This window comes from Pontibacter diazotrophicus, assembly GCF_003367245.1.
Taxonomy (GTDB): Bacteria; Bacteroidota; Bacteroidia; order Cytophagales; family Hymenobacteraceae; genus Pontibacter; species Pontibacter diazotrophicus.
Window position 1 is genome coordinate 1 of record NZ_QRGR01000026.1, and the last position, 16,441, is coordinate 16,441.

Below are 16,441 nucleotides of genomic sequence, written 5' to 3' on the forward strand. Positions count from 1 at the left end.
CCCCAAAGCCAAGCCCCACGATTGCCACGTTTATCTTCTTCTGGCTCATGATGTAGTATGTCTTATTTACAGTTGAACAGATGTTTTACTTTGTCTCAGCGGTCGCTTTCTCCCTTGCCTCACGGCCAGCGGTTTCTGTGCCTTCCGCCCACTGCCGCAGGAACTGCAGCCCCTCTCTGGCGAAGCCGTCCTGGCTGGGCACCAGCGGGCGCCATATGCACACCGCCCCGGCAAGCTCCTTCACCTCGGGGGTGAAGCTCTCGATGGAGACGGCGCCTTTGTAGTTTATCGCCTCCAGCCCCCGCCTGTAGGCGTCCCAGCGGGTCTGGCCCGTGCCGGGGGTGCCGCGGTAGTTCTCCGAGACCTGCAGGTGGATGAGCTTGTCGCCGGCCAGCCGGATGGCCCGCTCGATGTCGGGCTCCTCGATGTTCATGTGGAAGCCGTCGAGCAGCACGTTGGCGGCCGGGTGGTCAATGTCCCGCACCAGGCGCATCACGTCCTCTGCCGTGTTCACCAGGTCCGACTCGAAGCGGTTGAGGGGTTCGAGGGCAATCTTCAGCCCGCGTTCCTCGGCCATGTCGCACACCTTGCGCAGGTTGGTCACCGCCCGCTCCCACTCGGCCTTCTTCTGCTCGGGGGAGACCAGGCGGGCCTTGCCCACGGCAGAGTACATGGGTCCGGCAAAGAAGCCGGCGCCCAGCGCCACGCAGATGTCCATGCAGGCCTCTATGTAGTCGAAGCTGGTCTGGTGGTAGGCGGGGTCCTCGTGCGTGAGGTCGCGGCTGGGGCCGAAGGCGCCGCAGATAACCGGCTGCAGCCCGTTCTCCGCCAGCGCATGCTTTACCTTCTCCACGTCCAGCAGGGCCGGGTCCTCCACCGGTATCTCCACCACCTCGTAGCCCATCTCCTTTATCTTGGGGAAGAGGGAGACGGTGTCGGTGCTGAAGGGCGAGGTCCAGAGCCAGGTGCTCACGCCGAACTTTATGTCTTGTAAACTCATTGATTTATCGTTTTTGCTGTTAGTAGGTGGCGGGGACTTCTCCTTTCTCCCGTAGCACCACTACGTTATTCCCTTGCTATAGATTACTTGCTTCTACTTTCATAACTCCGTTCATCAGGCGCCAGTGGCCTGGTACGGTACACACAAAGGGATATTCGCCCGGCTTATCGGGTGCAGTGAATACTAATGTCTCCCTTCCCTGCGGGTCTACCAGCGGAGTGGCGACGATTACTTCCGTCATATTCGGGATGTAATTCTTCTCGGCACCCTTCGGGTCTCTGGCCAGCACGTCGGAGGCTTTCCCTACCTTCTCCAGCGTACCAGGCATAATGAGGACAAAATTGTGCTGCATGAAATCCGGGTTAGAGAAATTGAGCGTTACCTTTTGGCCCGCCTTCACAGTAAAGGTCTCTTTGTCGAATTTCATCTCGTGCTCTACCACCTTAATGTCGATGGTTGCCCCCTTTGCTGTAGGTTTCGCAGCAGGCTTGGCGGCGGCCGTTTTAGCGGCTGGCCTGGTGCTGGCGGCAGCTGCTCTTTCGTTTCTTTCTTTCGTTGCTGCAGCTACTGTGTTACCTGTTTGCTTGGGCGCAGCAACAGGCTGCTTTAACTCCAGGCTGGCATCTCTTCTCAACTGGCCCTTGAAATAAAATCTATCAAGGTAGTCGCCCACTCTGTTTTCTCCTTCTCTCAAATCACGGCCTGTACGCACTTCCTCCGTCGCCAGCGGCTCTGTGAAAAGTGATGGGGCCTGGGCCTCTGCCACGGTTGCGTCATTCACATTTATTGTCATCAGGCCTCCGGAAGACAACCTGGCTACCGCATCAAATCTTTCAGTAGGTAAAGCTGTTGTGGTGGTGGCTTTATAAGCCTTTCCGTCCTGCTTCACCAACCAGTGCAATTTGTTATCCTGCACATAGAGGCTGTACCCGGCATCTTTGTCACCATGTGACATCACCACACCCTCAAAGCCATCGTCTGACGGGCCTATGGAAGCACGCACAGTGATTTCCTTGCCAGTAACATCCGGCGGGAACATGATAGGTGTCCACCTGTCCAGCCTGTACTGTTCCTGGCCCATGCTCTTAACCAAACGCTCTGAGAGTGTCAGCACTGAATCCGGTCTTTCCAGGGACAGGTCATTGGGAGCCGCTGCCATAAATCCCTGCTGATGGGCAAGGGCTGCAGCGAAAAATGCCTGCGGCAGGTATTCGTCCTCCTCGTTTTCCTGCTTCTTGCTTTCCTCATATACCAGCTTTCCCAGTTCAGGGGAGGCAGGCATGTCGGCAATGGCCAGCACAGCAGCCATACGCGTCTTCAGATCCTTATCGTTAGTCAAACCTGCATTCTGAATAGCGGTCAGCGTTTTCTCATCCCTTGGCAGCACCTGCACCGCATTCTTTCTCACGCCGGCAGCCGGGTGAGACAGCGCTTTGGTCACCACCTCCAGTGCCTCAGTGTTCGAGCCGTCCAGGGCCCCCAAGCCGTGCAGCGTCCACAGGGCGTGCACAGCAGGACTATTCAATCCTATCTCGTCCACGCTCTGGTCGTTGATCAGGGCATACAGGCTTGGGATAACCTCGGTTTTCCGATTATCCACAATCAGGCGCTGCGCTGTGGTGCGCCAGAACATATTATCGTCGCTCAAAGCGGCTACCAATCCTTCTGCATTGCTTGCAGTCAGTTGCATGGGTTCGTAAGGCTTTGCGCCCTTATATACCAGCCGGTAGATGCGGCCGTGCTGCTTGTCGCGCCATGGGTTCACGTAGGCGTTGCCCTCCCCGTTTTCAAAGCCGCGCGGTGTCGGGTTGTGCTGGATGATGAAGTTGTACCAGTCGGCCACCCAGATGGCTCCGTCGGGCCCTACCTCTGCGTGAACAGGGGCAAACCACTCATCCGAGCTTGCCAGCAGGTTAAAGCCGTTCTTTTCTGTGTAACCAGCACCTTTGCGCTCCAGGACAGCCTTGTGTAGTACACGCCCTGTAGGCTCTGTTACGAGGCCCACGCTATTCCAGAAAGATTTTGGATAGTCTCTTGCCGTGTAAATGTTGTGCCCTGCCGCAGCTGTATAGCCGCCATGGAAATCTACCTGGCGCAGGTACGGGGTAATGTGCGGCATGTCGTAGTGTGTGTCGATGCGATACACCGTGTTGCCCGAGCCGCCTACAACTGCCCTCTTGGCGTACTGGTTAGGCATGGCAAAATAGGCGCTGTGCAGGCCGTTGGCGGTGGATACAAATACATCAAATTCCTCAGAGAAGCCAAGGCCCCAGGTGTTGTTGGTGGTTCTGCCCAAGGCCTCCAGATTCTCACCATTCGGGTCGAAGCGGTAGAGGGCCTGGCTAAACGTCATCTCTTTGCCGCTTACTGTTCCGTTGTAACCAGCGTAACCCACTACGCCCCATATCTTGTTGTCCAGGCCATACTTCAGGCTAGATGGCCCCGCATGTGTATCTGTTTTGCCCCAGCCTGTGATGATGTTCTCCTTTACATCGGCTTTGTCATCCCCATCTGTGTCCTTTAGAAAGACAAAGTTGGGAGCCATGGAGATAATCACACCACCGTTGGCAAAAGCCAGGCTGGTGGGGATGTTCAGTCCATCCGCGAAAACAGTGAATTTATCTGCTTTGCCGTCGCCGTCGGTGTCCTCCAGGATTTTAATTCTGTCTTTGCCTACTCCCGCTTCGTCACGCACCTCGTTCGGGTAATCTTCTGTTTCAATCACCCAGAGGCGGCCTTTTTCATCCCAGGCCATGGCGATGGGGTTAATGATATCGGGCTCAGAGGCAAACAGCTGCAGTTCAAAGTCAACCGGCACCTGTATCAGTTTCTGGGATTCTTCCGGGGAAAGTGCGTGCTGGAACTTTGGAGCCGGATCCCGCTGCTCGTAGTTGGGAATGTCCGCTTCCTCAAAGTTGGGAGTAGGAATATCCAGCCGCGCCAACCGGTCCCTTGCCTCGTCGCTCACGGCCCACTTCACCCCGCTTGCCACCAGTTTATGAAAGCCGGGGTTGTTCCAGGTCCGCTCATCATGGCCGTAGGCGGTATAGAACACCTTCCCCTCGCCTTGTGTTCTTACCCAAGTCCAGGGTTCGCGGTGATTTCCCTCTACGCGCTCCATCAGCACCGTCATGTCCGGATTAATTTTATGATGCACGTAGGTTTCGTCCCAGGTCTCAAACTCGGAGAGCCCCTGCATGACGGGGTGCTCCGGCATTACGATTGGGGCGGTGAAGGTGCCTACCTTATGCGATTTAAACTGCCCGCCCACCGCGCTCACGTACCAGTCGGAGTTGCGAAACATGTAGGTGGCGCTGTGAATCGGGATAAGTGCTTTGCCTCCCTCCACAAACTCTCTCATCGCCTGCTCCTGCTCCGGAGTGATTTCCTCGTGATTGGCGTAGATCATCAGACCGTCGTAGTCCTCCAGGTTCTCTGCCGTCAGGTCATCCGGATCTGCGGTATAGTGCAGGTTGATGCCTTCCTGGAATAAGGGGAGCGCCAGCATTGGGAAGAACTTTTCGGAGTCGTGGTGCCTGCTCTCGTGCCCGAGGAAAAGGATATCAATCCTTTTGGCAGGAGCGTCGGATTGGGCACTCTGTCCCGTTTGCGCTCTCTGGGAACAACCGCCTATCACCAAACTATAAATAACAATAATGCACAGTAACTTCTTCATATAAGCGTTCCTAATATTACTTTTATAAATATATGACTTCTATTTAGTACTATAAGCATAAACCATATCAAGAGAAACACAAGAATCAGCGTCTAAAGACCCTTAAGGCTTTGCTGATTTCTTTATGATTTCTTAGTTGTAGCTGTTTGCATAAGCTATGATTAGTAGCAGTGATTAATCACTCCGTATAACAATCGGGTTATACCATTTCTGAAATTATCTGGACTTAAAAGATTTATTATCTACATTTAAAGAAGCGAAACGAACTGTTCAATTCACCGATAAACAACTCCTTCAGTCTATAGCCAATAGTATTTCAAGTCAGATGCTCTGGCTCATGAATAAAATTATAATTGAAATATAATCAATTTCATTGAAAGCTCCCTACGCAAACGTAATAAATACACTTATCCTTTGCCTCTTCAGAATTAGCAAATACCAATACTATATTAACAATGGCTCCACGACAAGGCCCTAGCCCTTTGCTGCTGAATACGAAATAAGTACACTGGAGAAGGCCAGGTTGCTGGAGGTTCCGGATGAAATTTACGGAGCAGGCCGAGGCGCACTCTGTTGCCCGGAGGCTTTCATTCTTTTAATTTACCGCTGTATTCATCCAGTTTATCCCAAATTGCCCAGAGTTCTCTCTGACCTTCTTTATCATGGAAGTTTGTGTTGGTAATGAAGATTCGCCCAACTTTGGTGTCTGCGTTAAAAAACATCAACGCTGTTGTACCAGGGTCGCCGCCTGTGTGGCCGATGTAACCCTTCGCTGAAAAACCCATGAAAATTCCCGTGTTGTATTCGTCGTTATACGGGTTGTTTTCGTTACGGTCCGTAAAGTGCACTGCCTGGAGCTGTTCCGTAAACAGCTCTTTGTAGCTCTCCCGGCTTAAGATTATTCCTTCCCCCGCGTAACCCCTGATTAGCTCTGTTAAGTACTTCCCCAAATCGTTCACAGAAGTAATGAAACCACCATCAGGATACGTAATCAGCGCGTAGGGTGGAACTTCCGCTTGCGGATTGACATACAGCTTTGAGAACCGCGCAAAATCTACCTGCCCAAAACTCCAACCGGAAGCACTCATTCCCAAGGGCTCCAAAATATGTGTTGTAGTAAAAACATCAAACTTTTCCTGTGTGGCAGTTTCTAAAACCAAAGCAGCGAGTGTAGCTCCCACATTGGAGTATTCGAAAAGCTCCCCTGGCTGCCTGTTCAGAAATACTTCTTGTTTATACCACTCGCCATTTTTACTGAGCACTTTTTCCAGGAAATCAGCTGTCGGGATTTCGGTTTCAGGAGGATTGAAGCTTTGGGGCAGTTCCTTAAATGCAGCTTTGTTTTGGTCTCTCTTTTCTTTAAGGATATACACCTTGTTAAAGTATTCCTCTGTATCGGTGATAGTAGATGTATGCGTGGCCAAATGCCTGATGGTAATGGCTTGCGCCGGGAAGTAAGGATTGACAACGTCAAAAGGCAGGTACGCATTAATGGGGTCATCCAGGTGGAGTTTTCCCATCTCCTGGGCTTTCATCAGAGCCAATCCAATAAAAGTCTTCGATACCGAACCTATGGTTTGAATAGTGTTTTCAGAGTACTCTTCTTTGGTCTGCACATCCGAGAATCCGAAACCGCTTTGGTAAAGTGTACCGCCTTCATTCACAATGGCAACAGCAAGACCATTGAAATGTCCTTGTTTATGAATTTCATTGATATCCTTTGTCAGGGAGTCGGCAAAAGCAGCAGGCTGAACTGCTATGGTATCATGCGCTGGCTTCAGTTTGCTTTGGCAGGAAAAGAAAAAGGCAGATGATAGAAGGAGGAGAAGTAACCTGTTCATGGGCGAGATTATTTTCTTGCAGGTGACCAGTAGGAAGAAAAATCCACCATTTCATGCTGCTCTATTATTGAGTCAGCCCACTGCCTGCAAACTTTTGGGTGCTGCTTATTCCTGTTTCGGGCAAGCCCATTTCCAGGAATAGCATCTTATACAGCTAATATAAGATATTTCTTGCAGATTATCCCGCAGAATTGCGACATTATCCATCGTATGCAATAGATAATGCCAGGTGGGTGAAGAGCGAAAGGTTTGGGAGTGTATAAGAGAGACAATTTAAAGTAATCGTCTTTTTAATTTATGAACTCAGAAAATGAAGCGCCTAAGTATCTGAACTGGCCTGCTTCTAATTGAGGTTTGTTGGAGGACCTGGGAAGATGGCAAAAGCAACAGGCTCATGAACCGATAATTCATGAGCCTGTTGCTTTCAATGACAGTGAAAATGCGCCTTGGTGGTTTACAAAAGTTCTGGTCAACCTCTATAACCAGAAAGACACATGATAAAGCAGGGCAGCTTTTTTGCGCAATTTATACCAATGAGTTAAAAGGCATTAATCAGAAATTCCACTTTACGAAAGCTTCCATCGCCTCATATTCTGCCAGACCAAGGCCGTCATAACTCTTGGCTGTCTCACGGTTCCTTTGCTCTGCCCGTACCCAGAACTCGCGGGCATCGTCGCCCGGAAACACAGGCCGGTCCTTCTGGGACTGGTGCTTAAAGATGGCATTGCGCTTACGCTCCACCTCCTGCGGCGACAGCGGCACGGCCATCTCAATCTCGTGTGTCTCGAACTCATGCCAGGCACCACGGTACATCCACAGCCAGCAGTCCTTCGCCCACTCCTCCTTTTGCCGCAGGCGGTTCAGCGCCTCCACTACAATCCGGAAGCAGACGATGTGGGTGCCGTGCGGATCGGCAAAATCCCCGGCTGCGAAAACCTGGTGCGGCTTTACCTTTTGCAGCAGCTCCATCGTCAGTTCAACATCGGCTTCCGTAACAGGGTTCTTCACTGTCTTGCCCGTCTCATAGAAGGGAAGCGCCATAAAGTGAATATGCTCGTCGTCAAGACCAGCGTATCGTGCCCCCGCAAAAGCCTCGCTTTTACGGATGAAGGCTTTCACATTCCGTATTTCCTGCGTGTCGAGCTGGTTCGGTTGCTTCTCCTCAAAGAAACTGCGCATACCTTCGTAAATTGATTTTAGCTCACCGTTCTTCTCACCAATGCTCTTGCTGAAGTCAATGGCAAACTCCATGTAGCGCAGCACGTCGTCGTCCCACACGGCCGTGTTGCCGGAGGTTTGGTAGGCCACATGCACATCATGCCCCTGGTCCACTAAGCGGATGAAGGTACCGCCCATGGAAATCACGTCATCATCAGGATGCGGCGAGAAGATAAGCACGCGCTTGCGGGCCGGCGTTGCCCGCTCCGGACGCTGCGAGTCGTCGGAATTAGGCTTGCCTCCCGGCCAGCCCGTGATGGTATGCTGGAGCTTGTTAAAGATATGGATATTGATATCGTAGGCCGAGCCTTTCTCAGTTACCAGCTGCGCCATGCCATGGCTGTTGTAGTCCTCCTCCGTTAGCTTCAGAATCGGTTTCTTCACGGTTTTAGACAGCCAGATGACCGCTTTCTTTATCAGCGCCTCGTCCCAGGCACAGTCTTTCACCAGCCATGGCGTGTCGAAGCGCGTCAGTTCAGAGGCCGCGTCTGCGTCGAGGATGAACTCTACATTATCCGAGAGCTGCAGGTAGGTGGCAGGCACTTCTCCCGACATCTCGCCTTCCACCGCTTTTTTGATGATAGGGGCTTTCTTCCCGCTCCAGGCCATCAGGATAATCTCGCGTGCCTTAAAGATAGTGCCGATACCCATGGTGATGGCTTTGGTGGGCACGTTCTCCTTGCCGCCGAAATCACGGGAAGCATCGCGGCGTGTCAGGTCATCGAGGGTAACGAGGCGGGTACCGGAGTTCGGCGCAGAACCCGGCTCGTTAAAGCCGATGTGGCCGGTACGGCCAATACCAAGAATCTGCAGGTCCAATCCGCCCAGGGCCTCTATCTTACGCTCATAGGCCAGGCAGAAGTCATGAATCTCTTCCTGCGGAAGTGTTCCGGAAGGAATATGGATGTTCTTCCGGTCAATGTCAATGTGGTCGAAGAGGTTCTCGTTCATGAACGTCACGTAGCTTTGCGCTGCCGTGGGTTGCATCGGGAAGTACTCATCGAGGTTAAAGGTAATTACGTTCCGAAAGCTCAGGTCTTCCTCCCGGTGCATGCGCACCAGCTCAGCATACACGCCTACAGGAGTGGCACCGGTGGCAAGCCCCAGCACGGCCATTTCCCCTCTTTGCTGTTTGCTGCGGATAAGGTCAGCAATGCGTTGGGCTACCTTTGCGGAGGCAACGTGCTCATCAGGAAATACCGTTACCGGAAGTTTCTCAAAGCGCGTCTCTTCAAGTAAATTTAAACGGGCCATAGTTTATATAATGTGGTTGAAGTGTTTTTATGAGATACCATCACGCATGGCAGGCTTAGAATGCTCTTTCCTGTTTTTCCCCTGCATCATACTTTGTAAGCCTGGTTATTAACATTGCCAGCAACTGAAACGCAGGCAGAAGGAGCTGCATCAATAGCTTAATTTATGAACTATCCTTCTTCACAGATGCATGCAATCCTTATGCGCCGCCCTATCCATAATTTCCTGCTAATATTGCTTTTATTTGCGTGAATAAAAATAAATACCGCAAATAAAAATAACAACTTAGCTAAATAATCTTAAATTGCAGTATATCTGCTACTACATAAAATCTAATAGCTTTGAAGAAGTATTGCCTATTCTCTCTCTCAATCCTCTTGTCGGTGGTTTTTGGGCTCCAAAACCTGCAGGGGCAGACTAATACCGCAAAACCCCGCAAACCTGCAGGTACAACTGAAACGCCTCCTGCCTTTGACCCTGCCAAAGACCCGCCGTTCTTAGGCGCGAACCAGGTTTGGGTTGATTCTGTATTCAATACCCTGACACCTGAGGAGCGTATTGCACAACTCATTATGATCCCGGTGTACTCCAACAGAGATCAGGCGCACATCGACTCTGTCAGTAACCTGATCAGGACCTATAAAGTGGGAGGAGTTATCTTCTTTCAGGGTGGGCCGGTAAGACAGGCGAAGATGACAAATCGCTTCCAGAGCGAAAACAAAGTACCTCTGATGGTTTCCATTGATGGGGAGTGGGGATTGTCGATGCGCCTGGATAGCACCACGCGCTTTCCGTACCAGATGTCGATGGGTGGCATAGAAGACGAGAAGCTGATTTACGAAATGGGTGCCGAGATTGCCCGCCAGTGCAAGCGCATGGGCATCAACATCAACTTCGCACCGACAGTGGATATAAACAACAATGCTAATAACCCGGTAATCGGCTTCCGCTCTTTCGGTGAGGACAAGTATAATGTAGCCCGAAAATCCATTGCCTACATGAAGGGCATGCAGGACCAGCACGTGCTGGCCAGCGCCAAGCATTTCCCCGGCCACGGCGATACCAATGTAGACTCCCACTACGGGCTGCCTGTTATTCACTTCTCGCGCCTCCGCCTGGACTCTACAGAACTCTACCCCTTCCGCCAACTGATGGCGAACGGGCTGGGTAGCGTGATGGTGGCGCACATGAACATCCCGGTGCTGGACAACACACCCAACCTTGCCTCTACCCTGTCAAAGTCTATTGTATCAGATTTACTTAAGAAAGACTTAGGATACAAAGGCTTGGTATTCACGGATGCCCTTAACATGCAGGGTGTAGCAAAATTCTACCCTCCGGGCATTGTGGATGTAAAAGCATTGCTGGCAGGCAACGACGTGCTCCTGAATACGATGGATGTAAAAACAACCATTGAAGAAGTAAAAAAAGCCATCGAAAACAAGGAGATAACGCAGGAAGAGGTAGATGCCCGCTGCCGGAAAGTGCTGGCCGCAAAGCAATGGATGGGGCTGGACAAATGGCAGCCTATCGAGACGAAGCACCTGATTGAGGACCTGAACAACCCGCACGCTGAATACCTGAACCGCCAACTGACGGAAGCCTCCCTGACACTGCTCCGCAACAAGAAAAACATTCTCCCTATCCAGACACTGGACACGCTGAGAATCGCCGCCTTAGCCATTGGCACCACGACAGAAACCAATTTCCAGCGGGGCCTGGCGAGATACACGCAGGTGGATACCTTCTTCCTTTCCCCTAACAGCTCTATTGCAGACCTGCAGCGCATGAAGGAACGCCTGCAAAGCTATAACCTGATTATTGCAGGAGTTCATAAGCTGCAGCTGAAAGCAGGTAGCGGCACTTTTGGCATCACAGCGGAAATGAACCTGTTCCTGAAAGACCTCATCCGCACGAAACCCACTATTGTAAACGTATTCGGGAATGTGTACAGCCTGGCTAAGTTCGAGGATGTGCACAAAGCAGATGCTGTGCTTGCCGCCTACCAGGAAAACGAACTGGCACAGGATTTAGCTGCCCAGCTGATTTTCGGGGGTATTGGCGCAAAAGGCAAGCTTCCGGTTACCATATCAAATGCTTTCCGCATAGGAGACGGCCTGAAAACACAGGGAGATCTTCGACTTGCCTACTCCGTTCCTGAAGCTGTAGGTTTAAAGACGCAGGACCTTGCAGGCATCGACGCGCTTGTAGCACAGGCTATACAGGAAAAAGCCACGCCGGGCGCGCAGGTGCTGGTAGCTAAAAACGGCAAAATCATCTATTACAAGTCTTTCGGATACCATACATACGACAATCAGACACCTGTACAGAACACGGATTTGTATGATTTGGCTTCCGTCACTAAAATCAGCACCTCCCTGGCGGCGCTTATGAAACTAAAAGGGGAAGGCCGCTTTGATGAGACTAACACACTGGGCTCTTATTTACCCATGATGGCTGGCTCTAACAAAGAAAACCTGAAGTACCGTGATATCCTGACGCACCAGGCACGCCTGCAGTCATGGATCCCTTTCTGGAAAACAACGGTGAGAAAAAACGGGAAGTTTAAGTGGTATACTTTTAAAGCAGACTCTTCCGCGCGCTTCCCTATTAAGGTAGCTGACAACCTGTACATCCACCGCAAGTACGCAAACAAGATTTACAAACAGATAAAGGAGTCTCCGCTGAACCAAAAGCCGGGCTACGTATACAGTGACCTCTCCTTTATTCTGGCTCCTAAAGTAGTAGAAGCTATTACAGGGCAGAAATTTGAAACCTACCTGAAAGAAACGCTATACAAGCCGATTGGCGCTACAAGTTTAACTTTCAACCCATACAAATCTTACCCACAGTCCAGGATTGTGCCGACAGAATATGAGCAGCACTTCCGGAAGCAACTGCTGCATGGCACGGTGCATGACGAGGGCGCGGCCATGCTGGGCGGCGTTAGTGGCCATGCCGGCTTGTTCGGAAATGCCAACGACCTTGCCAAGCTGATGCAACTGTACCTGAACGATGGCACCTACGCGAACAAAGCCTATATTGGAGGCAATACGGTCAGCGCCTTCAGCAAATGCCAGTTCTGCGACCAGGGCAACTATCGCGCCCTCGGCTTTGACAGACCCGCCAGGCCAGGTGCCGAAAACAGCAATGCAGCAAAAAGTGCTCCGGCAGAAAGCTTCGGCCACTCCGGCTTTACAGGCACTTATACCTGGATAGACCCAACGAACAACCTTGTTTACGTGTTTCTATCGAACCGCGTAAACCCTACCCGCGACAATTCCAAGCTCAGCAAACTTAACACCCGCACCAAGGTGCTTCAGGTAGTATATAAAGCCATGGAAAAAGCAAAGAGCAGTGGCGGCGGTGCTGCTTCTGTGCAGCAATAGCAAGTAAGAGCCCGCTCTGAAAATCCGGAGCGGGCTCATTTTTTACTACAGCAAGTTTTTCAATTGTCCTTTCTTCAGCTTAACCAGGTGCTCATTCAGCCATTCCGAAAGCGCTGCACGCCCTGGTGTTATGGGTAATGATGTTTAAAAATTTAGGGGTTATAGAAAAAGAGTCATCTGTTTTATTACATCAAATTAATCTATATTTGAGTCTTACCCCATCATCAAACAGCATGTTAAAGGAAGAACGGCAGGCTTTTATTATAAAGCAGATAAACTTACACAACAAAGTGCTTTCATCAGATCTCAGTGTAAAGCTGAATGTATCGGAGGACACCGTAAGAAGGGACTTAAATGAACTGGCCGAAAGCGGGAAGATCCTGAAAGTACATGGAGGAGCTTTGTCGAGGTCTTTTCACTACCCCTTCCAGCAATCAGATGTTTATGCGAAGGAATCTAAAAAGGAGATTGCCCGAAAGGTTATACAACTGATTAAAGAGGAGATGATAGTGCTGGTAGGTGGTGGAACCACCATGATAGAGGTGGCCCGCATGATACCAGACAGCCTGACATGCACTGTCTTTACAGTTAGCCCGCTGGTTGCCCTCGAACTTGCCGAGCGCTCCAGCGTGAATGTGTTTCTACTGGGTGGCCAGCTATCCAAGAACTCACACATCAGCATTGGTGCGCAGGTCATCAGCCAGCTTTCGGAAATCAAAGTGGACCTGTGTATTTTAGGCACAAACAGTGTGTCCATAGAAGGCGGCGTAACAGACTCTGACTGGGAAGTGGTGCAGGTGAAAAAAGCGATGATAAAATCAGCAAACAGAACAGCCATCATGAGTATCGCTGAAAAGCTCGGCTCCAACCAGAACATGAAAGTTTGCGAGCTTAACGCTATTCATTACCTTGCGACAGACTTGTCGCCTGATGACTCAGAACTCAGCGATTATACCCGGGTGCTAACGCTACTTTAGCAAAAGCACCTCTCCTTTGAAGGCAGGGCTGCTCATTCTATCATTGCCCTTGTTTGCGTCACGCGAATGTGGTTCATAGTTGGGCCTCTGGCCCAGTCGAGTTACAAACTCGACATCATCTTTAGACACAAGTTTTAAAACTTGCGCCAGTGAAATGGAGAATGAAACAATCCTGCCTTTACAAGCTACAGCACAACAGGCGCTCCTCCCTCTACCCTACTCCTGCTTACGTCGTTACTGCTATGCTCCATGCACTCATCCAGCAGGTACACAATCGATTCATAGTTCTTTCCGACAGCTTCTGACATAGCCATTTCACAGGTTCTGGCGCTGGAGTAATAGCCGTCGTAGGTTTGCTGCTTTACTTCCTGCGCTTCCGGGAGGGTGGCAGATTGTGTAAGTTCCGGCACCAGAAAGCCTCTGTCGCCTGCCATACCGCAACAGCCTGCCTGCACCGGCACGGTTACCTCCTGCGCCAGTTGCTTTGCAATGCTCACAAACTTTGCCTCCAACCCCATCTTCTGCAGTGAACAAACAGGATGTAACACCACCCGCTCTTTCTTTCTTAGCACTTTTGCCTGGGGCAGCAGAAAATCTGATATGTAATCAATACTGTCGATGATCCGGATCGCGTCGAACTTTTGCTGGTTTTCAGGCGAAAGCGCTGGCCGGCAGTTTTGCAGGGTATGCGTGCAGGATGTTATATCCAGCACAAGCGGCAGTCTTCCGGCATCTGTCCATTGCCACACCTTTTCAATGGTTTCGTTTACTGTAAACGCGTAGGCTTTGCTGTACCCTTTAGAGGAAAAAATCTGACCGCAGCAGGCTCCATTTATATCCTGCGGAATCAGGAAACTGATGCCTGCTTTCCCGGAAACACTGCTGAACGTCTCCACAATACTTTTTTTGCTTCCTTCTGAGGTTCCCATGGTCCTGGAAATACAGGTAGGGAAATACACGACCGCAGCATTCTCTTTCGAGCCAACTGCTTTGGCAATATGCGCTGCTATGTCCGGAGCAGGAGTAAGCTGGTTTGACCACAGCGGGAATGCAGGGAGCACATCTTTTACGCCCTTCGTCAGCTTTGCCAGTGTATGTGCCCCTAGCAGTTTGTTAATTCCGGCACCTGCTTGTAGCCCGGCTTTAACCACCGAGGTCACTGGCTTAAAGTTTTTAGCAATCAGCAGCGCCACGTTATTTACAAACTCGCTGTGGTTCTCCCTCCGAAGCCGCTTTACCAGGTCACCGGTGTTAATGTCCACGGGGCAGGCGGTGGCACACAGGCCGTCCACGGCGCAGGTGTCCAGTCCGTCGTACTGGTACTGCTGCAGGAGTTCCTTGTGCTCTCTTTTATTCCCCTGCCTCTTCAGTTTTAGCAGTTCTCTCCTGACAACAATCCTTCTCCTGGGTGTAAGCGTTATGTTCCGGCTGGGGCATTTATGCTCACAGAAGCCACACTCCATGCACTTATCCACTTCCGCCTCCACCTTCGGCAGGTCTTTCAGGTTTTGGATGTGCGCGTTTTTGTCGTGGTTAATGATCACACCGGGGTTGAGCAGATTATCAGGATCGATGATCTGCTTGAGCGTTTTCATAATCTGGTACACCTCACTCCCCCACTCTGTCTCCACAAAAGGAGCCATGTTACGGCCTGTGCCATGCTCGGCCTTCAAGGCGCCTTTATACTTCTGCACTACCAAGGCCACCACCTCCTGCAGGAAACGGTCATAGCGCTCAATCTCGGCTGGAGCGTCAAATGCCTGCGTGACCACAAAGTGGATGTTTCCGTCTTTGGCGTGCCCGAAAATGATGGCTTTGTCATACCCATGGGCTTTGAAGAGCCCCTGTAAGTCAAGAATGGCATCCCCGAGCCTTTCAACAGGGAACGCGATGTCTTCAAGTATAACCGTTGTGCCGCTTGCCCTGACAGCTCCCACCGCCGGAAACATGCCTTTGCGCACCTTCCATAAGAGCGCCTGCTCAATGGGGTTCACGGTAAACACAGGCTGGTTCAGCAACGCAAGTTCCGGAGAAACCGAGATGAAATTAGCGATCTTTCCCTGCACCTCCTCCTGATTGTTTCCCTGGTATTCCACCAGCAGGGCAGCAGCCGTTTCAGGCAATGCTCTTATCTCTGCTGGCACACCCGCCATATGCTCTACCGACCGCAGCGAAGCCCTGTCCATCAGTTCTACCGCTTCTGCTCCGGATACTGACAGGGGCACAATCGCCTGGCATGCCGCGTAAATATCGGGGAAGAACATTAGCGCAGTAGACTTGGCCGGATAATCAGGCACTGTGCGCAGGACGGCTTCTGAGATAAAACCCAGCGTACCTTCGGCACCGATTAAAAGATGCGCCAGAATATCCAGCGGATCCTCATAATCGATAAAGGCATTCACAGAATAGCCAACCGTGTTTTTGGTTTTATACTTGTGCCGGATAATCTCGTGCAGTGTGGGGCTATTCCTCACCTGGTCCCGCAACGCCTGAAGCTGCCGGTACAGGTCCGGGCACTCAGTGCTGAACCGGTCGTAATCCGCGGCTGCCTCGGTGGAGTACGTATTTCCATTCGGCAGCATAAACCGGATGTACTTTGTGGTATGGTAGGAGTTCTTGCTCACGCCACAGCACATCCCGCTGGCGTTGTTCGACAGGATGCCGCCCATCATGGCAGAATTTATACTGGCAGGGTCCGGGCCAATCTTTCGCTTATACTTCCGTAAGAAAGCATTGACGATGGCCCCTATCACGCCAGGCTGCACCCGCACCAGCGCCCCCTCTTCCTCCACCACCACCTTGTTCCAGAACTGGCTCAGGTCCACCAGTATACCATCTGTTATAGACTGACCAGACAAGCTTGTGCCAGCCGCACGAAAGGTAAGCGGTACTTTGTGTTGATGAGAAAGCGCAAAAAGAGCTCTTACTTCTTCCTCCGAAACAGGCTGCACAACAGCTTCTGGCCTCAGATAATAAAAGCCCGCATCAGAAGCGTAAGACACGACGTCGATGAGCCGTGATTTAATTCGCGCTTTTGGCAGAATAGCCTCCAAAAGCTTATCTATCTTCATAAAGGAAGGTAAAGA

7 protein-coding genes are annotated in these 16,441 nt (G+C 51.2%); 2 read left to right on the plus strand and 5 right to left on the minus strand.

The features are described from left to right. Positions 1-85: 85 nt before the first annotated feature. From DXT99_RS20345 to nagB, 4 genes are all read right to left on the minus strand, one after another. On the minus strand, positions 86-1,000 hold the full coding sequence (locus tag DXT99_RS20345; RefSeq protein ID WP_115567434.1) for a sugar phosphate isomerase/epimerase family protein: 915 nt from the start codon (positions 998-1,000) through the stop codon (positions 86-88). 76 nt (positions 1,001-1,076) lie between these two features. Further along, positions 1,077-4,676: a PVC-type heme-binding CxxCH protein gene (locus DXT99_RS20350; protein ID WP_115567435.1), complete on the minus strand. Its 3,600-nt coding sequence runs from the start codon at positions 4,674-4,676 to the stop codon at positions 1,077-1,079. A gap of 587 nt (positions 4,677-5,263) precedes the next feature. Then, entirely contained in the window at positions 5,264-6,517 is a 1,254-nt protein-coding gene (locus DXT99_RS20355; RefSeq protein ID WP_115567436.1) for a serine hydrolase domain-containing protein, read from the minus strand. A 552-nt stretch (positions 6,518-7,069) separates the two neighbouring features. Continuing rightward, positions 7,070-8,989 carry a glucosamine-6-phosphate deaminase gene (gene nagB / locus DXT99_RS20360; RefSeq protein WP_115567437.1) on the minus strand — a complete coding sequence of 640 codons (1,920 nt, stop codon included), beginning with the start codon at positions 8,987-8,989 and terminating at the stop codon, positions 7,070-7,072. A gap of 341 nt (positions 8,990-9,330) precedes the next feature. Between nagB and DXT99_RS20365 the strand changes: the two genes are divergently transcribed. Both DXT99_RS20365 and DXT99_RS20370 read left to right on the plus strand, forming a co-directional pair. Next, positions 9,331-12,378, plus strand: a complete 3,048-nt coding sequence (locus tag DXT99_RS20365; RefSeq protein WP_115567438.1) for a glycoside hydrolase family 3 N-terminal domain-containing protein — start codon at positions 9,331-9,333, stop codon at positions 12,376-12,378. A 233-nt stretch (positions 12,379-12,611) separates the two neighbouring features. After that, a complete protein-coding gene (locus tag DXT99_RS20370; RefSeq protein ID WP_115567439.1) occupies positions 12,612-13,355 on the plus strand; it encodes a DeoR/GlpR family DNA-binding transcription regulator in 744 nt (247 codons plus the stop codon). A 185-nt stretch (positions 13,356-13,540) separates the two neighbouring features. Here the strand turns inward: DXT99_RS20370 and DXT99_RS20375 are convergent, their stop codons facing one another. Further along, a complete protein-coding gene (locus tag DXT99_RS20375; RefSeq protein ID WP_115567440.1) occupies positions 13,541-16,426 on the minus strand; it encodes an FAD-binding and (Fe-S)-binding domain-containing protein in 2,886 nt (961 codons plus the stop codon). Positions 16,427-16,441 lie beyond the last annotated feature (15 nt).

Bases quoted from the DNA above. Each gene is read 5' to 3' on its own strand.
- DXT99_RS20355 (WP_115567436.1), bottom strand. From the start codon at position 6,517: ATGAACAGGTTACTTCTCCTCCTTCTATCATCTGCCTTTTTCTTTTCC.
- DXT99_RS20350 (WP_115567435.1), bottom strand. From the start codon at position 4,676: ATGAAGAAGTTACTGTGCATTATTGTTATTTATAGTTTGGTGATAGGC.
- DXT99_RS20375 (WP_115567440.1), bottom strand. From the start codon at position 16,426: ATGAAGATAGATAAGCTTTTGGAGGCTATTCTGCCAAAAGCGCGAATT.
- DXT99_RS20370 (WP_115567439.1), top strand. From the start codon at position 12,612: ATGTTAAAGGAAGAACGGCAGGCTTTTATTATAAAGCAGATAAACTTA.
- DXT99_RS20345 (WP_115567434.1), bottom strand. From the start codon at position 1,000: ATGAGTTTACAAGACATAAAGTTCGGCGTGAGCACCTGGCTCTGGACC.
- nagB (WP_115567437.1), bottom strand. From the start codon at position 8,989: ATGGCCCGTTTAAATTTACTTGAAGAGACGCGCTTTGAGAAACTTCCG.